General features: G+C 72.5%; 17 protein-coding genes. 2 read left to right on the top strand and 15 right to left on the bottom strand.

Going from position 1 to position 19,661, the window contains the following annotated elements:
* Positions 1-4: 4 nt before the first annotated feature.
* From ACXR2U_RS02795 to ACXR2U_RS02760, 8 genes are all read right to left on the bottom strand, one after another.
* Complete coding sequence (locus ACXR2U_RS02795; RefSeq protein ID WP_458823401.1) at positions 5-1,333, bottom strand: ATP-grasp domain-containing protein; 1,329 nt, start codon at positions 1,331-1,333, stop codon at positions 5-7.
* A complete protein-coding gene (locus ACXR2U_RS02790) occupies positions 1,330-2,103 on the bottom strand; it encodes a TauD/TfdA dioxygenase family protein (RefSeq protein ID WP_458823400.1) in 774 nt (257 codons plus the stop codon). Before ACXR2U_RS02790 ends, ACXR2U_RS02795 begins: the two co-directional genes overlap by 4 nt.
* The gene (locus ACXR2U_RS02785) at positions 2,100-2,936 is read right to left on the bottom strand and encodes an O-methyltransferase (protein WP_458823399.1); all 837 of its coding nucleotides are present in this window, start codon (positions 2,934-2,936) and stop codon (positions 2,100-2,102) included. Before ACXR2U_RS02785 ends, ACXR2U_RS02790 begins: the two co-directional genes overlap by 4 nt.
* Positions 2,933-4,141, bottom strand: a complete 1,209-nt coding sequence (locus ACXR2U_RS02780) for a sedoheptulose 7-phosphate cyclase (RefSeq protein WP_458823398.1) — start codon at positions 4,139-4,141, stop codon at positions 2,933-2,935. The genes ACXR2U_RS02785 and ACXR2U_RS02780 overlap by 4 nt, the downstream gene beginning before the upstream one ends.
* 122 nt (positions 4,142-4,263) lie before the next feature.
* The gene (locus ACXR2U_RS02775; RefSeq protein ID WP_458823397.1) at positions 4,264-4,932 is read right to left on the bottom strand and encodes an HAD-IA family hydrolase; all 669 of its coding nucleotides are present in this window, start codon (positions 4,930-4,932) and stop codon (positions 4,264-4,266) included.
* Positions 4,933-5,082: 150 nt separating this feature from the next.
* A complete protein-coding gene (locus ACXR2U_RS02770) occupies positions 5,083-5,784 on the bottom strand; it encodes a hypothetical protein (RefSeq protein WP_458823396.1) in 702 nt (233 codons plus the stop codon).
* A 152-nt stretch (positions 5,785-5,936) separates the two neighbouring features.
* A complete protein-coding gene (locus ACXR2U_RS02765) occupies positions 5,937-6,089 on the bottom strand; it encodes a hypothetical protein (RefSeq protein ID WP_458823395.1) in 153 nt (50 codons plus the stop codon).
* On the bottom strand, positions 6,086-7,480 hold the full coding sequence (locus ACXR2U_RS02760) for a M17 family metallopeptidase (protein ID WP_458823394.1): 1,395 nt from the start codon (positions 7,478-7,480) through the stop codon (positions 6,086-6,088). The genes ACXR2U_RS02765 and ACXR2U_RS02760 overlap by 4 nt, the downstream gene beginning before the upstream one ends.
* Before the next feature lie 144 nt (positions 7,481-7,624).
* Here ACXR2U_RS02760 and ACXR2U_RS02755 point away from each other — a divergent pair, with 144 nt between their 5' ends.
* Both ACXR2U_RS02755 and ACXR2U_RS02750 read left to right on the top strand, forming a co-directional pair.
* A complete protein-coding gene (locus tag ACXR2U_RS02755; RefSeq protein ID WP_458823393.1) occupies positions 7,625-9,670 on the top strand; it encodes a hydantoinase/oxoprolinase family protein in 2,046 nt (681 codons plus the stop codon).
* Complete coding sequence (locus ACXR2U_RS02750; RefSeq protein ID WP_458823392.1) at positions 9,667-11,346, top strand: hydantoinase B/oxoprolinase family protein; 1,680 nt, start codon at positions 9,667-9,669, stop codon at positions 11,344-11,346. The genes ACXR2U_RS02755 and ACXR2U_RS02750 overlap by 4 nt, the downstream gene beginning before the upstream one ends.
* Before the next feature lie 169 nt (positions 11,347-11,515).
* Here ACXR2U_RS02750 and ACXR2U_RS02745 read toward each other — a convergent pair whose 3' ends face one another.
* The 7 genes from ACXR2U_RS02745 to ACXR2U_RS02715 form a co-directional block, all read right to left on the bottom strand.
* The gene (locus ACXR2U_RS02745) at positions 11,516-13,069 is read right to left on the bottom strand and encodes a PucR family transcriptional regulator (RefSeq protein ID WP_458823391.1); all 1,554 of its coding nucleotides are present in this window, start codon (positions 13,067-13,069) and stop codon (positions 11,516-11,518) included.
* Positions 13,066-14,187 carry an S-methyl thiohydantoin desulfurase domain-containing protein gene (locus tag ACXR2U_RS02740; protein ID WP_458823390.1) on the bottom strand — a complete coding sequence of 374 codons (1,122 nt, stop codon included), beginning with the start codon at positions 14,185-14,187 and terminating at the stop codon, positions 13,066-13,068. Before ACXR2U_RS02740 ends, ACXR2U_RS02745 begins: the two co-directional genes overlap by 4 nt.
* Complete coding sequence (locus ACXR2U_RS02735; protein WP_458823389.1) at positions 14,184-15,458, bottom strand: hydantoinase/oxoprolinase N-terminal domain-containing protein; 1,275 nt, start codon at positions 15,456-15,458, stop codon at positions 14,184-14,186. Before ACXR2U_RS02735 ends, ACXR2U_RS02740 begins: the two co-directional genes overlap by 4 nt.
* 36 nt (positions 15,459-15,494) lie before the next feature.
* Positions 15,495-16,496 carry an ABC transporter permease gene (locus ACXR2U_RS02730; protein ID WP_458823388.1) on the bottom strand — a complete coding sequence of 334 codons (1,002 nt, stop codon included), beginning with the start codon at positions 16,494-16,496 and terminating at the stop codon, positions 15,495-15,497.
* Positions 16,493-18,019, bottom strand: a complete 1,527-nt coding sequence (locus ACXR2U_RS02725) for a sugar ABC transporter ATP-binding protein (RefSeq protein WP_458823387.1) — start codon at positions 18,017-18,019, stop codon at positions 16,493-16,495. The genes ACXR2U_RS02730 and ACXR2U_RS02725 overlap by 4 nt, the downstream gene beginning before the upstream one ends.
* 93 nt (positions 18,020-18,112) lie before the next feature.
* Positions 18,113-19,126 (bottom strand): sugar ABC transporter substrate-binding protein, encoded by a 1,014-nt coding sequence (locus ACXR2U_RS02720; protein ID WP_458823386.1) that lies wholly within the window; start codon positions 19,124-19,126, stop codon positions 18,113-18,115.
* A gap of 41 nt (positions 19,127-19,167) precedes the next feature.
* A complete protein-coding gene (locus tag ACXR2U_RS02715) occupies positions 19,168-19,488 on the bottom strand; it encodes a putative quinol monooxygenase (RefSeq protein ID WP_458823385.1) in 321 nt (106 codons plus the stop codon).
* Positions 19,489-19,661: the final 173 nt, after the last annotated feature.

Genomic DNA, 19,661 nt, shown 5'->3' with positions numbered 1-19,661 from the left:
CGGTTCAGTCCCCTCCGGGTTCGACGAGCTTGCCGATGTTGACGTCGATCTTCACCCAGGGCGACAGGCGCAGCAGGTTCTGCAGCAACAGCGAGGGCAGGTGCAGGTGGTACAGCAGGAAGAACGGCCACGGGTCGGCGAGGTCGAATACCGCGTCACGGCCCTCGCGCAGTACCCGGAACCGGGTCCGCCAGGTCCGCGGGTGACGCAGCAGTTGCCACACCTCGTGGTACAGCCAGTAGGTCGGTGTGGCGTCGGCCTGCGGCCGCACGGTCGTCCTGCCGGTCTCCAGGTAGGCCCGGGCGAGGTCCGGGTGGTCGCGGAACAGGGTGATCGCCGAGTGGGTGCGGGGATTGCACTCGATGGCGAGTGTGGCGCCGTCGTCGCTCTCGAGGAAGTCGAACGAGTACTGCCCCGTGAGCCGGAGTTCGCGGACGAAGTGGGTCACCCACGCCTCGATGTCGGGTCGGTCGACTGGTGCGTAGTTCAGTTGCGACGCCGAGGACTCGCAGCACACGAAGACCTGCAGGTGGCCGTCCCGCACCGTGCCGTGCGTGCAGTACTCCCGCCCGCCGACGAACTGCTGCAGGATCCACGGGTTCGCCGGCGTGATCGGCTTCGAGCGGGCGAAGGCTGCGGTCGCGGCGGAGGTGGGTCGTGGCAACCGGGTGAGGTCGAGGCGGTTCACGGGGTCGTAGGCGATGCTCTTGAGCACGTAGGGCCCCGGGTGCCGGTCGAAGTCGAAGGCCTCGACCTCCCAGGCGTCGGTGAGGCGGTGGGTGTCGGGCACGGCGAGACCGAGGCGTCGGGCGGCCGTTGCGAACGCCGCCTTGTCGTCGACGGTGTCGATGTCCGCCGGGCCGCCGTGCACCACCTCGCACCCGAGGCGCTCGAGCGTCTCCTTCGCCGCGGCGTCGGACCGGCTGCTGGCGGGGCTGCACACCGGTACGTACACGTCGACGGCTTCGTGGCGCACGATCCGCGCGAGGGCGTCGACGTAGTGCGGCGAACCGGCGTCGGGGACGACGTGGAAGGCGTCGACGGCGCGGGAGAACCGGTGCGCCGTGTACCGGTACCGGCGCGACTCCACCAGCACCACCCGGTGCCCGGCGGCGTGGAACGCCCGGGCGAGCTCCAGGGCCTTGGTCATCTTGCCGCCGCTGAGCAGGATCGTGAGTCCGCCGGGTGCGGGATCCGGTCGCGGCGGGCGACGGAGCAGCGCCACGGCGGTGACCGCGAGGTCGACCGGAGCGAGTGCCTGCAGCAGGGCGAGCATGCCGAGGGTCTTCGGCACGGTGAGCGCGCGCTGCTGCAGGGTCGGGCGGGTCGTCATCGGTGGTACCCGGCCACCATCCCGCGGTGCATGACCCGGTGACCCACCACGCCACTGTGGTCGGCCTTGTGCAACACGGCCCCGTTGTCCCACATGACGACGTCGCCGGGCGACCAGGTGTGGCGCAGCAGGTTGTCGTCCTGCGTCGAGTGCGCGAGCAGCTGCGCCACCATCGTCTGCGACTCCTCGGGCGGGAGGCCGCTGATCGACTCGCACCGCTGGGGGGTCGACAGGTACAGCGCGGTGCGTCCCGTGCGGGGGTGGGGTCGGAACACCGGGTGGTCGGCGGCGGTCTCACCGCCGGCGCCCGGGTCCACGCCGGTGACGACGTGGTACACCGTGCGGCCCGCCAGGCGCTCGCGCACTGCGTCGGGCAACGTCTCGTAGGCGCGGTACTGGTTGGTGAACACCGTCTGCCCGCCCTGCTCGGGGATCTCGACGGCGCGCAGGGCGGTGTACGCCGGCGGCTCCCGCACGTAGCTGGTGTCGACGTGGAACTGGCTCCTGGGCGGCGTCTCGCGCCCCACGTTGGTGATGACGTTGAGGTCCGGATGCCCTTCGAGCGGCTGCTCGCCCGCGGTGAACGTCAACTCGCCGAACCGGCGCAGGAAGGCCTCGAAGACGTCGTCGTCGACCTCCTGGTCCGGCATCACGACCACGCCGTGCTCGGCCAAGAGGTCGCGCAGGTGCTCGACGGTGACGTCGTCGAGTGCGTGCAGGTCGAGGTCGGTCACCTCGACCCCCAACGGGGTGAGCACGTGTTCGTTCACCGGTGTGTCCCTTCCGTGCGGGTGATGAGGGTCAGGCCGTCGCGCAGCGGCACGACGACCTGCTCGACGCGGGGGTCCGCGGCGACGGCCGCGTTGAACGCCGCCACCGCCGCGCCGTTGGAGCTCGGTGCCGCCGAGGTCCACGGCTGACCCTGCATGAGGGTGTTGTCGACGACGACGACGCCGTGCTCGGCCAGCAGTCCGCCGTCCAGCACCGCGGCGAGGTAGTCGGTGTAACCGCCCTTGTCGGCGTCGACGAACACGAGGTCGAACACCTCGCCGGCGGCGGCGAGGGCGGCCAGGGTGTCCCGGGCCGGTCCCACCCGCACCTCGACCCGGTCGCCCGCGGGCGCGTCGTCCAGGCACTGCTGCGCGAACGCGGCGACGGCGGCGTCGATCTCCAGTGCCACCACCCGTCCGCCGGGCGGGACGGCCTCGGCCATCGCCAGCGCCGAGTACCCGGTGAACATGCCGATCTCGAGCACGGTGGTGGCGCGCGCCAGCCGGACCAACGCCTTGAGCAGTTGCCCCTCGACGTGACCGGACACCATCTCCTGCTCGACGATCCCGTTGCCCGACGGCCCGTTCCAGTCCTCGGCGGCGGTCCGCCGCGCCAGCTCGGCCAGCGCCGGGGACTCCGGCGTCGTCATCGCCGTCAGGTAGTCGTCGAGGCCGCTCGCGAGCTCGGTCGCGGCCCGCAGGTCGTCGATCCACGTGGCGTCGACGTCGGGGCCACCGGCCGACACGCGGTCCACCAGGTCGGTCAGCTGCGCCACGAGCAGGGAGTGCGGCGTCACCGGACGCGGCGCGCCCGGAGCGGAGACCGGACTCATCCCGTGAACGCGTCGAGGCCGTCGCCCCCACGCGGGTACCGCGTCACGACCTGCTTGTGCTCGGCCAGCAACCGGTCCACCTCGTCCGGCGTGAGGTCGTTGAGGAACACGCACTCACCGATCGGGTGCGGCACGGCCGCACGCAGCAGGCCGTCGCGGGTCTGCACGATCGAATCCGTTGCCTGGTGCACCAGTTCCGGGGTGAGGTAGGGCGAGTCGAGGGTCAACCCGAGCCGGCTCATCAGCCACAGGATGCGGTCGCGCTCGCTCTCGCTGATCAGACCGCGCTCCTTGGCGATCGTGCTCGAGAAAGCCATGTCGGTGTTGATGGCGTGGCCGTGGAAGTAGGGCTTGTCCGGCGCGAGCTCCAACGTCGGGCTCCAGGTGTGGCCGAACGCGATCACCCGGTCCAGGTCGAGCTCGCGCAGGTTCGGCACCTCCAGGTCGAGCATGGTCTGGATCGCGTCGTAGGTGATGCGGTCGGCGATCTCGCGCAGTTCGGGTGTGCCGTCGAGGTGACCGAAGCGGGTCGCGAGCAGGTCCTCGCCGTACTTCTCCATCAGCTCGAAGATGCCGCTGTTGCCGACGGTCGCGATCTTGATGATCTCGGCCATGCCGTTGCGCACCTGGTCCTCGGGCAGGGTGCGGAGGAACGAGAAGTCGAGGAACACCTGCGTTGACGCGTGGTACGCGCCCAGCCGGTTCTTGTACTTCCCGTGGTTCACCCCGACCTTGATCGAGACGCTGGCGTCGATGAGCCCGATCAGGGTGGTGGGGATGCGCAGGTAGTTCGACGAGCGGCGGAACGCCGCGCAGGCGAAGCCCGCGACGTCGGTGGTGAGTCCGCCGCCGACCACCAGCACCGGCTCCTTGCGGACCAGTCCGAACTCGCCGAACGCGTCGACGATGCGTTCGACCGTGCGCAGGGACTTGTCGACCTCGCGGACCTGCACCGGGAACACCGTGAGCGCGATGCCGTGGTGGTCGAAGTACGCGCGCATCGCGTCGCCGTACAGGGCGTCGACCGTCTCGTCGACGACGGCGAGACACCGGCCGAACGGCCGGTAGGCGTCGGCGAGCTGGTGGTGCTCAGGGTCGAAGACCCCCGTCACCATCGTGAGTTCGTACTCGACCGTCTCGTGGGCGACGACACGGAACGCGGTCGGCGACGCGGTGACGGTGGACTGCGGTGCGGTGGTCGTCATCCCGGTGGGCTCCAGTCTGAGAACGAGGCGGGACCGGCCGGGTGGCCGGTCCCCGTCGCTGGCAGGCGTGGTGCGGGGACGTGCGGTGGGGCGACGTCGGCCCGTGGCGGGCCGACGCGGGATCAGGTGCGGTCCGCCAGGGCCTTGAGGTCGGCGTAGTCGATCGTGTCGACCCGCCGCTCGGCGGTGGTGAACTCCTGGCCGTCGGTGTTCGCGTTCGGGAAGGCGACGCAGGTGACGCCGGCGGCCGACGCCGCGACCGCACCCTCGACGTTGTCCTCGATCGCGACGCAGCTGCCCGCCTGCTCACCGAGCCGGGAGAGGGCCAGGGCGTACGCCGAGGGGTCGGGCTTGGGGTCGTCGACGTCGGAGCGGTCGACGACCAGGTCGAAGTCGTCCTCGGTCAGCGCCGGCGCGAGGGACTCGAGCAGGGCGTCGATGTTCGCGCGGGAGGTGGTGGTCACCAGCGCGACCTTGAGGCCATCGGCCCGGGCGGCGCGCACGGTCTCGGTCACGCCGGGCCGCGGTGTGACGTCCGCCGTGGCGAGGCTCTCCTGGAAGCGGCGGGACTTCGTCGCGTGGACGGCCTCGGCGTCGACCTGCTCGCCCCGTTCGGCGGCGTAGGCGCTGATGCGGTCGGCCCCTCCGCTGCGGTCGAGCATGGCGGTGTACTCGTCGCGGTCCCACGTCCAGCCCAGGCCGTGGTCGGCGAAGGCCTGGTTGAAGGCCTCGCGCTGGAGCTCGGAGGTGTCGGCGACGGTGCTGATGGAACCGAACAGGATGGCGGTCACGGGGCGTCCTCGGGTGCGTCGGAGGGTCTACGGGATGAGGTGGTCACCGTCGACGTGGCAGCGCAGCCGGTTTGCTGCTGAAGAGCGTACGACGCCCGGCGGAGCGGTCCCACCGAGGGGCAGCGGTCGCCGTCCGGGCGGGTCGGTCGCTCAACCTCCGCCGAGGGAGCCGACGGCGCGGGCGATGATCAGCAGCGTCGTCAGCAGCGCGGCCGTGGCCTGCACGGCCATCAGGGCCTTGGCGCGGGTGCTGAGCGGCATGGTGTCGGTGGGGCTGAAGGCGCTGCTGTTCGTGACGGACAGGTACAGGTAGTCCGTGAACGTCGGAACCCACCCGGCGCGCTCGCTGGAGCCGGCGGCGACCTCGTCGACGTCGTCGGCGTTCTCGTCCTGCGAGAACCGCCAGTCCGCGGCCGGCAGCCGGTACCGACGCACCGTCCGGCGACTCACCGGGCCGCCGCGGTCGAGCTCCCAGTACAACAACGCGAAACCGATCACGTTGGTGACCCACACCTGCATCGCCGCGCGGAGCAGGGCGCCGCCGCTGGTGTCGGGTCGGACCACGGCGTCGACGAGCAGCCCCAGGGTCACGAGGTTCGCGACGATGACGACGGCGGCGAGCGTGACCGACGCCCACCGCGACCAGCGCGTCTGCCGCACGACGCGGTGCGGGTTCGTGGCGATCAACGCCGCCAGCAACGCCAACTCGACGGCCGGGATCAACACCCGGGGCGCGAACAGCAGCGACGCGGGCAGCAACGCGTACACCGCCGCCGCGACCACCACCGCCACGGCCGGCGGCCACCGGTTCTCGCCCGGCGAGGCGCGCCCCCGCGAGATCCTGTCGTCCACCGCGTTGTCCGTCACGGCACCTCCACCCGTCGTGTCCCCACGGCTCGGGTTCAACCGGGAGCGACGCTACGCCGACGCGTGCGGGTTCCCGCGCCCGCGCCTCCGCGGCCGAGCGCCGCCTCCGCCGCTCGCGACGTGTGGTCCCGGACGCGTCAGAGCGGACGGCAGAACACCACGGCGCACCGCAGGCACAGCGGCGTGGTGCCGTCGTGGGCGCACCGCGCGTCGGCGGCTCGCAGCCGCTCGCGCCAGTGGCGCCACCACGTGCGGGGATCCGGGGTGAGACCGGGCCGCGGCGACGTCACGACGCCGGGTCCCAGCCGGCGGGGACGACCACCTGCAGCAGCGTGCGGGTGCCGAAGCCGGTGCCGCCGTCGACCGATGCGTCGCCGCGCCACGTCGGACCGACGATGTCGAGGTGGACCCAGGGGACCGTCTCCGGCACGAACTCGCCCAGGAACAACGCGGCGGTGAGCGCGCGCCCGGTGTCGCGCAGGGGGTGGTTCCGGACGCCGGTCGGCGTGCGCACCTGGTCGAGGTAGCGCGGCGCCCAGGGCAGGCGCCACAACGGCTCCCCGGCCGCGCCGGCTGCCGTGAGCACGCGGGTCGCGGCGTCGTCCGACCTCGCGATCAGCGCGCCGATCTCGGGCCCGAGCGCGATCTCGGCCTGGTAGGTCAGGGTGGCGAGGTCGACCAGGAGGGCGGGGCGGTACGACGCCGCGAGGGCCAGTGCGTCGGCGAGCACCACCCGGCCCTCGAAGTCCAGGTCGAGGAGCTGGATCTGCGTGCCGTTCCACGCGGTCACGACGTCGCCCGGGCGGGTGGCGCCCGGGCCGGGGAGGTTCTCGGCCAGCGGCAGTACCGCGCGCACCGACGATCGGCATCCCAACCGTTGCAGTGTGCACATGACCGCCAGCACGACCGCGGCGCCGGCCATGTCCAGACGCATCGCCATCATCGCGGCCGGCGACTTCAGGGACAACCCGCCGCTGTCGAAGGTGATGCCCTTGCCCACCAGTGCCAGTGCGGGGCCGTCGTCCCCGCCGCGGTACTCCAGTTCGAGGAGGTGCGGGCCGTTGACCGAGCCGCGGCCGATGGCGTCGAGTGCTCCGAAGCCGTCGGCGCGAACGCGCTCGGGGCCGCGGACCGTGCACGTCAGCCCGGCCCGCGGGGCTGCGTTCGACGCCCACTCCGCGACCGCGGCCGGAGTGGCGAGGTCCGCGGGCGCGTTGGTGAGGGTCGCGGCCAGGTGGGTGACCTCGGCGTCGAGGACGCCGCGCCGCGCATCGGCCAGGTGCGGGGGAGAGACGTGGAGGCGGACGGCGGCCGGGTGGGTGTGGCCGCTCACCAGCCCGTCGACCAGGGCCCGGACCAGGTCCCCGGGCAGGCCTGGAGGCAGGGACAGTCCGATGTCGCCACCGGTCAACGCCGCTCCCGCGGCCACCGCGGCCACCCGAAGCGTCTCGACCGAGGCGCCGGCCCGGGCGCCCAGCCCCAGGTGCAACGTCGGCCCGGCAGCGGCCAGCTCGCCGGCCGCGCCGCGGAACGGCAGCCACGCGGAGTCGTCGGTGGAGACGTCCTCGGCGAACACCGCAGCGACCGAGCGTCCGACGTCGTCGCGCGCGGCGAGCACCGACACCCGCCCGCCGGCGATCGCCGCCTCGAACGCCGCCTGCACCTGCTCGAGCCCCGTCACGACGCGGAGTCTCGCGGGTCGATCGGGGCGCGACCGTGCGCGTCGCACGCAGGCCCCGCGGCCGGGTTGTGCCGCGCGCACAGGTCGCTTCGTCCGGTGCGCCCTAACTTCCCCGCAGCGTTCCAACGTGTGAGGAGACAACCCATGACGAGACACCGGGTAGCGATGGACATCGGTGGCACGTTCACCGACGTCGTCACCTACGACGACGCCAGCGGCACGTTCGCCGCCAGCAAGGCGTCGACCACGCCGGGCAACCTGTCGGAGGGCGTGCTCGCGGGCCTCGACCAGGTCGTCGACACCCCCGCCGACATCGACTTCCTCGTGCACGGCACGACGCAGGGCCTCAACGCGTTCCTCGAACGCCGCGGCGTCCCCGTGCTGCTGCTCGCCACCGCGGGCGTGGAGGACAGTTACCACATCGCGCGCGGCCCGCGGACGCGGTTGTACGACCTGCACTACCGCAAGCCCACACCGCTGGTCCCGCGCCGTGACGTCATCGGCATCGGTGGTCGCATCGCTGCGGACGGGACCGAACTGACCCCTCTGGACGAGGACGCGGTCCGCGCCGCCGCGGCCACGGCGAGGGAACGCGGGCTGGGCGCCGTCGCCGTCGCGTTCCTGTTCAGCTACAAGAACCCGGGTCACGAACTGCGCGCCCGGGAGATCCTGCTCGAGGAACTGGGCCCGGACTTCACCGTGTCGGCCTCGCACGAGGCGGCCAAGGAGTGGCGCGAGTACGAGCGCACCTCATCGGCCGTCGTCGAGGCCTACACCGGCCCGATCGTCCGGCGGTACCTGCTCGACCTCGAGGAACGCCTCGAGGCCGGCGGGATGACCGTGCCGCTGCACGTCATGCAGTCCTCGGGCGGCATCCTCACCGCCGACTCCGCCCGCAAGCGGCCGTTGCAGACCCTGCTGTCCGGACCGGTCGGCGGGGCCATCGCCTGCGCGGAACTCTCCCGGCAGACCGACCGTCCGCACCTCATCGGTGTCGACATGGGCGGAACGTCGTTCGACGTCTCCCTCGTGGTCGACGGCGAACCCGACGTCTCGGCCGAGGCCGCGCTCGAGGGCCTGCCGATGCTCATGAGCGTCGTCAACATCCACACCGTGGGCGCGGGCGGTGGTTCTGTCGCCTGGTCCGAGGTCGGCGGCCTGCGGGTCGGTCCGCGTTCGGCGGGCGCCAACCCGGGCCCCGCCTGCTACGGCCGCGGCGGCACCGAACCCACCGTCACCGACGCCAACCTGGTCCTGCGCCGGATCGACCCTGAGGGTTTCGCCGGCGGTCAGATGACCCTCGACGTCGACGCCGCCACCACCGCCGTCGCCGACATCGCCGAGGACTTCGGGTTGTCGACGGTCGAGATGGCCGAGGGCATCTGCGACGTCGCGAACTCCAAGATGGCGCAGGCCATCCGCACCATCACCGTCTCGCGCGGCATCGAGCCGCGGGACTCGGCGCTGGTGGCCTTCGGCGGCGCCGGCCCCATGCACGCGGTGTTCCTCGCCCGCGAACTCGGCATCGCCGAGACGATCGTGCCGCGCTTCCCGGGCGCGTTCAGCGCGTGGGGGATGTTGCAGACGCGGATCCGGCAGGACTACACCGAGCCCTACTTCTTCCTCGACGTCGACCTCGACGGCGAGGCGATGTCGGCCGCGCTGCAGCGGATGGAGTCCGAGGGCCTCGCGTCGCTCGCCCACGAGGGCGTCGGCGAGGAGAGCCGGTCGGCCGAGCACGCCGTCGACATCCGCTACGCCGCGCAGGAGTACACGCTCACGGTCCCGCTCGCGGACGCCGCCGAGCCGTCCCACCCCGACTTCGTCAAGATCGTCGCGCAGCGCTTCGCCGATCTGCACGAGGCCCGCTACGGCCACGCGAACCTCGGCGCGCCGATCGAGTTCGTGACGCTGCGGACCGCCGCGTTCGGCGACCTCGGCCGCCCCGCCCCGCAGGAGTGGCCGACGAAGACGTCGGACGAGTTCACCCACGAGGTGCGGCAGGTCGTGTTCGACGGCCAGGCCGCGGACGCGATCGTGGTCCACCGCGACGACCTGTTCGTGGGCCACCACTTCGACGGCCCGGCCGTCGTCAACGAAGCGACGGCGACGACGGTGGTGCCGCCCGGCTACACCGTCACTGTCGACCCGATCGGCTCGCTCGTCATCCGAGGCAAGGAGCAGGCATGACCGCCACCGTCGCCATCGACCCGGTCACCGTCGAGATCATCCGCAACGCGCTCAACGCCGCCGCGGACGACATGAACGCGACCCTCATCCGTTCGGCCTACACGCCCATCATCTACGAGTGCGGCGACTGTGTGGTCGCGTTGCTCGACGCGCAGCACCAGGTGCTCGGCCAGTCCGCGGGGTTGCCGATCTTCCTGGGCAACCTCGAGACCTGCACGCTCGCCACCGAGGAGCAGTTCGGCCGCGAGGTGTGGCAGCCCGGCGACGTCTGGATCCTCAACGACAGCTACCTGGGTGGCACGCACCTCAACGACGTGACCATCTTCGGGCCGGTGTTCGTGGGTGAGGAACTGGTCGGCTTCACGGCCTCACGGGCGCACTGGATCGACGTGGGCAGCAAGGACCCGGGCGGGTCGATGGACTCCACCGTGATCTTCCAGGAGGGCCTGCGGCTCGGTCCGCAGAAGCTCGTCGCGGGCGGGGTCGAGGAGGTGGCCGTCACCGGGACCATCGCCACCAACGTGCGTTTCCCCTACCCGACCACGGGTGACATGCACGCGATGATCGCCTGCATCACCATGGGTGAGAAGCGCCTGCAGGAACTGGTTCAACGGTTCGGTCTGCCGACCCTGGAGGCCGCGCGCGACGAGATCTTCCTGCAGACCGAGCGGCTCGAACGGGCCGTCATCGCCGAGATCCCCGACGGCGTCTACAGCGCCGAGGGCGTGCTCGACAACGACGGCATCGACCTCGACACCCCGGTGCCGATCCGGCTCAAGATCACCGTGTCCGGCGAGGACATCGACTTCGACGTCACCGAATCGGCCGACCAGACCGTCGGTCCGGTCAACTGCGGTGTCTCGCAGGCGGTGTCGGCGCTGCGCGTGGGTTACAAGCTGCTGGTGAGCCCGGACCTGCCCGGCAACGGCGGCTCGTTCCGGTCGATGACCACCCAGGTCCGCAAGGGGTCCGTCCTCGGCGCGGTCGCTCCCGCGGCGTGCCAGTGGTACTTCTCCCACCTCGGCCTGCTGATCGACATGGTGGCGCGGGCCCTCGCGCCGGCGATGCCCGAGCAGGTCGCCGGCGCCAGCCACGGCGACTCGATGATCATCCTCACCGCCGGCACGGACCCCCGGGTCAACCGGGAGTTCGTGAGCCTCGAGGCCACGGTCGGGGGCTGGGGGGCGTGGCGCGGATCCGACGGCGAGAGCGCGTTGATCAACAACGTCAACGGTTCGCTGAAGGACATCCCGATCGAGGTGCACGAGACCCGCTACCCGTGGCGGATCACCGAGTACCGCATCCGCCCCGACTCCGGCGGCGCCGGGACGTGGCGCGGCGGCAACGGTGTGGTGCGGCAGTATGAGGCGCAGACGGACATGACGGTCTCGCTGTGGTTCGAGCGGTCGCGGCAGCCCGCGTGGGGCCTGTTCGGCGGCGAGGACGCGCTCGGCCCGGAGGTCGTCGTCAACCCCGGACGCGACGACGAGCAGCGCCTGCTCAAGGTCAACGGCATGAAGATCCGCAAGGGCGACGTCGTCCGCTGCGCGACCGGCGGCGGCGGCGGGTTCGGCGACGCCACCGAGCGTGACGCGGCCGACGTCCGGGCCGACGTGCTCGACCGCAACATCACCGCCCAGACCGCGCTCACCCGCTACGGCATCGGCGAGGAGTAGGAGCGCCCCAGGCGTGGCGGGCCCCGAGCCCCTGACCCCCCCCGACGCCCTGACCCCCGAATCTGGCGAGTGGGCAGGAAACCCCGTGAGTGGCCAGCTTTTCCTGACCACTCGAGGGGTGAACTGGCCACTCGCCGGATGGGGGAGTGGGGGCGGCGGGAGCGCGGGGTCAGACGGCGGGGTCGTCGGCGGCCGGGGCGGGCACGGCGTCCCACAAGGTCGCGAGGGCGTGGCACAACACGTGCAACGCCAGGCGCTGAGTGGGGTCGTCGTAGACCAGGCCGAGCTGCCGGGCGCGGACGAGCCGGGCGAGGACGGTGTTGCGGTGCACGCCCAGCCGCGCGGACGCCTGGCTCAGTGACCCGCCACAGTCCAGCACCGCGAGCACCGTGCCGACCAGGGCTTCCCGGTCGCGGGCGGTGACCAGGTCGGTGAGGCACAGCTCCGCCACCTCGGCGATCTCGCCGAGCGGGAGCCAGGCCAACGCCGCCGCCGCCCCGACCTCGTCGAACCACTGCACGGCGCCCGCGCCCGCCTCGCGCGCGACGTGCGCGGCGAGGCGCGCCTCGGTCACCGACCGCATGAGCCCCGGCACGCCCTCGTGCCCGCGGCCGACACCGGCCACCAACCGGTGCGAGGCCGCGGTGTCGGCGAACGCGGCGAGCGACCGGCGCAGCGGGCCGACGTCGTCGGCGTCCTTCGCGCTGTACCAGGACGTCCAGCCGTCGCCCTGTGGGATGAGCGGCCAGTCCGGGCGACCACGCTGCCACGCCGCCCGCAGCAGGTGTGTGAGCTCCTCGGGTACCTCGTCGGCGGGTCGCAGCGGCGCGATCCACACCGCCCGGTTCAGGCCCTCGACCCGCCAACCCAGGTCGGCGCTCCACGCCGGCACCTCCACCACGGGCGCGACCGGCTCGGTGTCGGTGGGCGGCGGCGGTTCCTGGCTCAGCCGCCGCAGCAGCGAGAAGGCCGCCTGTTCCCGCGCCACGGACGCCGCGGAGTCCAGCCGCGACTGCGCCCAGGCCGCGAGCAGCGCCGGACGCGCGAGCCGTAACACCGCCGCCACCTGCTCGCCGTCCCCCCGGCCGCCCGACGGCACCGCGGCCACCAGCCGACCCCAGCTGCGGTCGCCCGGGCCCTCGACGGGCACGGTCACCTGTTCGACGTCGGCGCGGTCGGTGACGGCCGCGGCGCGCCCCGCCGACACCGTGCCGCCCACCTCGAGCGCGACCGGTACCGGCGCCAGTTCGGTGTTGAGCACGCCGAGGATTCCCCGCAGGCTCGACTGTTCCGCCAGCCGCTCGGCGGTCTGCGCCTGGCGCATGGCCCGCGCGGCGGCGGGGGCGTTCACGTGGCCCGCGAGCACCAGCGCGAGGTCGACGGGGTCCTCGTCGACCAGGATCAGTGCCATGTGCAACCGTTGCGCGAGCGTCGTACTGGACACCGATGCCACCCGCCGCGACACCACGACGGCGGACACGTTGCGCTCCCACGCGAGGTGCAGCGCCGCCGCCAGTGACCAGCCACCGGTGGCGGCCTCGGCGTGCAACACCAGCAACGCGTGGGGGGTGGTGGTCCGCAGCCGGTCGACGGTCTCGGCCAGGATGACCCGCTCGACCTGCCGTGACGGGTCGGGCAGGTGGGCGACCTCGGCCGCGCGCAGCGGGTCGATGCGCAACAGTTCCGAGACCGTGACCGGGTGCACGGGGCGCCGCGTGCTCACCGTCGCCTCGGGTGGTCCAGCGGGATGCCGTGGGAGTGCGGCCCGACCATCGCGAGACCCTCGGCGGAGTACCAGACGGCGTCCGCGGGTGTCATGAGCACGTCGACCACGTCGCCGGGTTCGAGGCTGTCGAGCGTGGCGAGCTCGCCCCGGGAGACGTCGACGAGGTTGATGACGTCGGGCGCGGCCGCCACGAGCTCGCCGTCGGCGAAGACCGCGACCACCTCACTGCGCAGTTCCATCCGCAGCTGCCGCCGGCGGCCGTCCTGCTCCTCGACCACGACGCTCGAGGGATGGGCCGGGATGGTGACGTCGGTGGGGCGGCTCAGGTGCTCCAGTTCGGTGATCCGGCCCCGGCCGATGCGGCGGCACCCGGTGATCGAGGCGAGCCGCTGCACCAGCACGTCGGGGTCGGTGCGGGCCAGCAGCATGCGGCCGACGTTGAGCAGCCGCGACATGGTGCCGGGCAGGGCCGCGTGCCGCAGCGTGCCGGCGGTGGTGGGGTAGGCCGCGAGCGCCGCCCACCCACCGAGGGTGTCGACGTTGGTGCGCAGCACCCGGTCCGCCCGCGGGCCCGCCAGCACGTCGACCAGCACGCTCTCACCGGTGGCTCCCTGGGCCACGAGCGGAGTCACCGACACGCCCGCCAGGTGCATGGCGGTGTGGTGGATGAGTGCGAACGTCCGGCCCATGCCGTCGGCGTCGACCAACGGCACACCGAGCTGGGAGGCGGCGATCACCGGCGCGAACGAGCTGATCGTGGCTGCGGCCAGCGGGTAGACGGCTCCGAACCGCACGTGCTGCAGGCGAGCGACCCGCTCGACGGCGAGTGCGAACTCGTCGCCCGCCGGAGGCAGGTCGGCCAGTGACGAGCCGGAACCGATGACGCAGAGCGAGATGGCCGGGGTGGCAGGTGGGAGCGCCTCGGCGCGGGCCAGCACCACCGGCCCGTTGCGGTCGAGCAGGTCGGCGAGCCAGGTGGTGAGCGAGGTCCGGTTCGCGTCGCCGACGGCGGGGGAGTAGAACTTCGCGCCCTCGAACAGGGCGGTGACGTCCTCGGCGCGGATGCGTGCGACAGCGCCGACGTACCCCGGAGCGGCCGCGGTCGCGGTGCTCACGACGCCACGCGCACGGTCGCGGTGTCGGGGTCGCCCGCCACCCGGATCCGCACCCGCACCGTGCCCGCCGGGCTGTAGGGGACGGCCACGATCGACAGTTCGACGACGCGTGCGCTGCCCGGCGCCGCGCCGTTGGCGGTGGCGAACGCGACAGCGCGCTCCTCGCTGTCGCGCCGCACCCGCTCGAGTTCGTGTTCGGACTCGATGACCGCCACCTCGTCCAGCCACGACGTCGGCCGGCTGGTGGCGGCACCGACGCCGGCGAGGAGGGCGGGCTCGTCGTGGGCGACCACCGTGCCGTCGGGTGGTTCGCCGACCGCGGTGTGTGGTGCCAGCACCGCGGTCGGCACGACGACCTCGGTGCCGATGCGGACGAGCTGCGCGGTGCGGACCACGGCCTGCCCCCGGCGGACCTCGCCCGCGACCGGGCCGTCCGGCCGGTGGAGCACGATCCGTGCATCGGTGCAACCGGCGAGGTGGGCCGCGCCGCGCAACTCGAGCGCGTCGGTCGCGCCGAGCACGGTGACCGGCAGCACCTCGGCACGCGCCGGCGCCGCGTGACCGCCGTCGCCACGTGCGACCCGCAGCGCCGTCCCCGGCAGGTGCCGCTCCAGCGCCGCCGAGCACCGGGCGAGCAGCGCCGCGGCGAGCGGCCGCAGCGCGCCGTCGAGGACGGAACTCGCCTCCCGGGCCACCAGGCCCTGACCGCCGAACTCGCTGGCGACCGCGATGGAGCAGCCGGGCACCGCGGCCTGCACGGCGTCGGCGACGGCCCGTTCGTGCTGCGGTCGGGCCTGGGAGCCCGCGGCGACGACCGCGACGTGGCGCGTGCCGTCACGCCGCAGCGCGTCGCACAGGCGTCGCACGTCGTCGCGGTCGAGCGGACGCAGTTCGCGCCCCAGCAGGTCGTGGCCGCCGGCGACGGTGAACCGGCTCGCGACCAGCCGCTCGATGAGTTCCGCAGGTGAGCGCGTCAGCGCCGGTTCGACCGCAGGTCGCGGCACGATCCGCACGACCGCCATGCGGGGCACCTCGGGGTGGTCATGGACGACGGCGTCCAGCAGCACGTCGGAGACGTCGACGGTGACGGCGTCGACCGGGTCAGGGCTCGTGGCGGCGATCGCCGAGAACACCGGCCCGGGATCGGTCGCATCTCCCCGGGTCACCGTGACGGGGACCACCTCACCGTCGTCACGGACGACGACCGCGGCGGCGCCGGTCGGGCGGAGGACCATGCCCGCGGTGCTGCGGTGTCCGTCGTCGCGCGCCACAGCAACCGATTGTCCCGGAGGGCGACGCCGCGCCTGCTACCTGGTGCGCCGGCGCAGCCACCGGTCGAGCGCGACGGCGAACAGGATGAGGACGCCCTGGACCACCTGCTGGTACGTGGTGTCCCAGCCGAGCAGGTTGAAGCCGTTGCCGATGAGGGTCAGCAGCAGGGCGCCGACGACACCACGCCAGATCGCGCCCTCGCCGCCCAGGATGCTGGTGCCGCCGATGACCGCGGCGGCGATCGCGGACAGTTCCAGGCCGGTGGCCATGCTCGACTGGGCCGACCCGGCCCGCGAGGCGAGGATCAGCCCGGCGAGGGCGGAGCAGATGCCGCTGATGACGTAGACCGAGACGTGGATCGACCCGACCCGGATGCCGGAGAGCCGCGCCGCCTCGGCGTTGCCGCCGACGGCGTAGACCCGCCGGCCGAACGTGGTGGCCGCGACGACGACGCCGACGATGACGACCACGACGATGAACAGCACGGTCGCGGACGTCAGGCTGAAGAGCGACGGCCAGGTCAGGATGTTGAAGTCCTCGGACTGGGACGCGAGCGGGTAGATGATCGCGCCGCCGGTGACCACCACGGCCAGGCCGCGGTAGATGATGCTGGTGGCGAGGGTGGCGATGAACGAGTTGACACCGCTGCGCACGACGATCGTGCCCGTGATGAAACCGAGCACGCCCCCGGCGGCCACGGCGGCGGCGAACCCCACCGGTACCCCGGCCGCACGCACGACCTGGGTGCCGATGATCGCCGACAGCGCGAGGGTCGCGCTCGCCGTCAGGTCGAACACGCCGCTGATGATGCAGATGGTCGCGCCGGCGGCGAGCAACCCGACCACCGCGCACTGGTCCAGCAGGTTGATCAGATTCGACGACGTCAGGAACGTGTCGGTGCTCAGTGACAACGCGACCACGATGACCACCAGCGCCACGAGGATGCCGTAGTCACGCGCGCGGAACGCGCGTCCGCCCGAGGTCTTGGCGGTGGCGTTCACGGTGACCCCCGGGTCGGGGGCGGTCTCGACACTCACGCTGTTTCTCCTTCGTCTCCGAACGCGCTGGCGATGACGACCTCACGCGCGGTGCCCCGCGGGTAGTCCCCGACGATGCGGCCGTGACGCAGCACGAGCACGCGGTGGGAGAGGCCGAGCAGCTCCTCGATCTCCGACGACACGCAGACGACGGCCATGCCGCTCGCCGCGAGGTCGATGACGAGCTGGTGGATCTGGGCCTTGGCGGCAACGTCGACGCCACGGGTCGGTTCGTCGATGAGCAGCACCTGCGGCGAACGTAGCAACCACTTCGCGAACAGGGCTTTCTGCTGGTTGCCACCGGAGAGCGTCTCGATCGGCGCACCGGGATCCGCCGCCCGGATGTCGACGGACTTCGACGCGGTCGCCACGGCGGCGCGCTCGGCGGGCCGACGCACGAACGGCCCGACGCGTCGCCCGCCGAGTGAGGCCAGCGCGACGTTGTCGCGTACCGAACTGCTCATCACCAGGCCCTGCTCCTTGCGGGACTCCGGCACCAGGGCGACGCCCGCGGCCATCCCGCTGCGCGGGGTGTGGCGCAGCGCGGCGCCGTCGACCTCGACCACGCCCGCGGTGGGACGGTCGGCACCGAACAGCAGCCGCAGCGTCTCGCTGCGTCCGCTCCCGACCAGCCCGGCGATGCCGAGGATCTCGCCGGCGCGGACCTCGAGGTCGACGTCGTGGACCATCCCCCGGCCGAGACCGTGGGCGGCGAGGCGCACCGGAGCGTCGGCCGGCACGGGTTCCGGTTCGGGGTAGAGGACGTCGATCTCGCGCCCCACCATGTGCCGCACGAGCGTGCCGGCGGTCAGGTCCGCGGCGTCGGCGGTGAGGACGAGGCCTCCGTCGCGCAGCACCGTGACCCGGTCGGCCACCGCGAGCACCTCGTCGAGGAAGTGCGACACCAGCAGCACGGTCGTGCCGCGGCCCGCGAGGGTGCGGATGAGCTCGAGCAGGTTCTCCTTCTCGTGCTCGGCGAGCACCGCGGTCGGTTCGTCGAGGGCGAGGACCCGGGCACCACGCGCGAGGGAGCGCAGGATCTCGACCTGCTGCTGGGCGCCGATCGGGAGGGTGTCGACCCGCGCACGGGGGTCGACGTCGAACCCGGTGAGCTCGATGAGTTCGTCGAAGCGGGCCCGGTCCGTGCGCGCCCGGCGGAACCCGACCTTCTGCGACCAGCGGGCGAGGAAGACGTTCTCCAGCACGGTGAGCGCGGGGACGAGCGCACCCTCCTGGGAGATGAGGCTGACGCCGTGGGCGATGGCGTCACGTGGACTGCCGATCGCGACGGGTTCGCCGTCGAAGGAGATGGACCCGGTGTCGGCGCGGATCGCGCCGCCCAGGATCTTCAGCAGGGTGCTCTTCCCGGCGCCGTTCTCGCCCACCAGGCTGTGCACCTCGCCGGGCGCGACGTCGAGGTCGACGTCGCGCAGCACCGACACCCCGCTGTAGCTCTTGCCGACGCCCCGGACCGCGATGTGCGGCGCCCGGACGGCGGTCGGCTCCTTCGTCGTGCTGATCACGCGGACTCCTGTCGTGCGGTACACCGGCCGGTCGGCCGATCGGGTGGCAGCGGCGCCGCTCCCACCCGACCGACCGACCGACCGGCGGTGGGATCAGTCCGAGTACGTGCCGGTGAGGCCCTGCAGAGTCTCCTTCGTACCGAGGCACTGGAACTTCGTCAGCACGTCGCAGGAGCTCTGCGCGTCCGGGACGTCCCCACCGCGCGCCTTGTCGATGCCGAGCTCGGCCGCCTTCGCGCCCTCGTCCTTCTCGGGCAAGGCGTAGGTGCCGAACCACTCACCCTTCTGCACGGCTTCGTACGCCTGGGTCGAGCCGCCGTTGCCGACGAACTGGATGTTCTTGCCCGCGGCGAGCGGAGCGGCGCCCTCGATGGCCTGCGAGGACCCGATCACGACGTTGACGTCGGGGTCGGACTGCAGCAGGTTCTGCATCGCGGTGCGGCCGCTGTCCTGCGTGTAGCCGCCGACCAGGTTGCTGATGACGTCGGCGCCGCCGGCCTTGAGGGCCGCCACGGCGGCGTCCGTGCGCGCGGCGTCCAGCGGGTAGTTGGCGAAGCCCTGCAGGTACGCGACCTTGCAGGGGCTCTTGCCGGCGCAGGCGTCGAGCGCCATCTTGGCGAGGCCCGCACCGTTGACCGTCGGCGGGTCGATGAGGTTGATCGTGCCGTCGACCTGCGGGTCGATCGTGTCGTACTTGCCGCCGATCGGCGTGAACTGCACGACGACGGTGATGCCGGCGGCGATCGCCTGCTTGACCGGGTTCACCATCGCGGTGCCGTCGTTCGCCTGGATGATCGCGACCTGGAACCGCTTCGACGTGATGGCGTCCTGCAGCTGGTTGACCTGGGTCGGGCCGTCGAAGTTGGAGTCGAGGAACTCCGCGGTCGCGTTGTGGGACTTCGCGTACTCCTCGACGCCGGCGAAACCGGCCTGCGCGAACGAGTTCGCCTTCGCGAAGCCGAAGTAGCCGATCGCGATCTTCTGGTCCTCGGACACGGTGGACGCCGACGACGAGCCGCCGCTGGACGGTTTGCTGCACGCTGCAACGGTCACGGCGAGCACGACGCTCGCCCCGGCCGCCGCGACGATCCGCGTGGTTCGCTTCACTACTGCTCCTCCTGGGGTGGGGCGGGAATGGTCACGGGGGGTCACCGGGCGGGGACGAACTCGAACACGTTGCCAACCGCGGGTTCGTCGTGCTCGGTGTCCAGCAGGTCGGCGAGACGGCGGGACACGTCCGCTCGCCACGGGTCGGAGACCCACCGCTGGTAGTCCTGTGCCGCGTCCCAGTCCGCGATGACCAGGTACGTGGCGGCGTCGTCACCGGTGCCTCGCAGGAGAGCAGCGTCGCGGCAGCCCGCGAAGGCACGCGCCCGGTCGAGGATCGCTTCGTCCGCGTAGAACTCCGCGACCGCGTCGGCCCGTCCGGGCGCGGCGTGGAGGCGGAGAACACTGCGGATCACGGTCATCTCCCAGGTGCGTCGGTGGTCGAGGTGTCGGAACTCTGAACCCGGGGTGACGGCCGGGTGTGTGCGCCCCGCACACCCGCCCGGCGGCGCACTGTGCACGGCCGTGGCACGCGCCGGAACCGGGCGTCCGGGGTGTCCGTGCGGAGCCCGGAGCACGGTTGACACCCGTCGAG

This window comes from Jatrophihabitans sp. YIM 134969 (genome assembly GCF_054456675.1).
The sequence above is the reverse complement of the archived record's forward strand: the minus strand, read 5'-3'. Positions and strand labels throughout refer to the sequence as shown.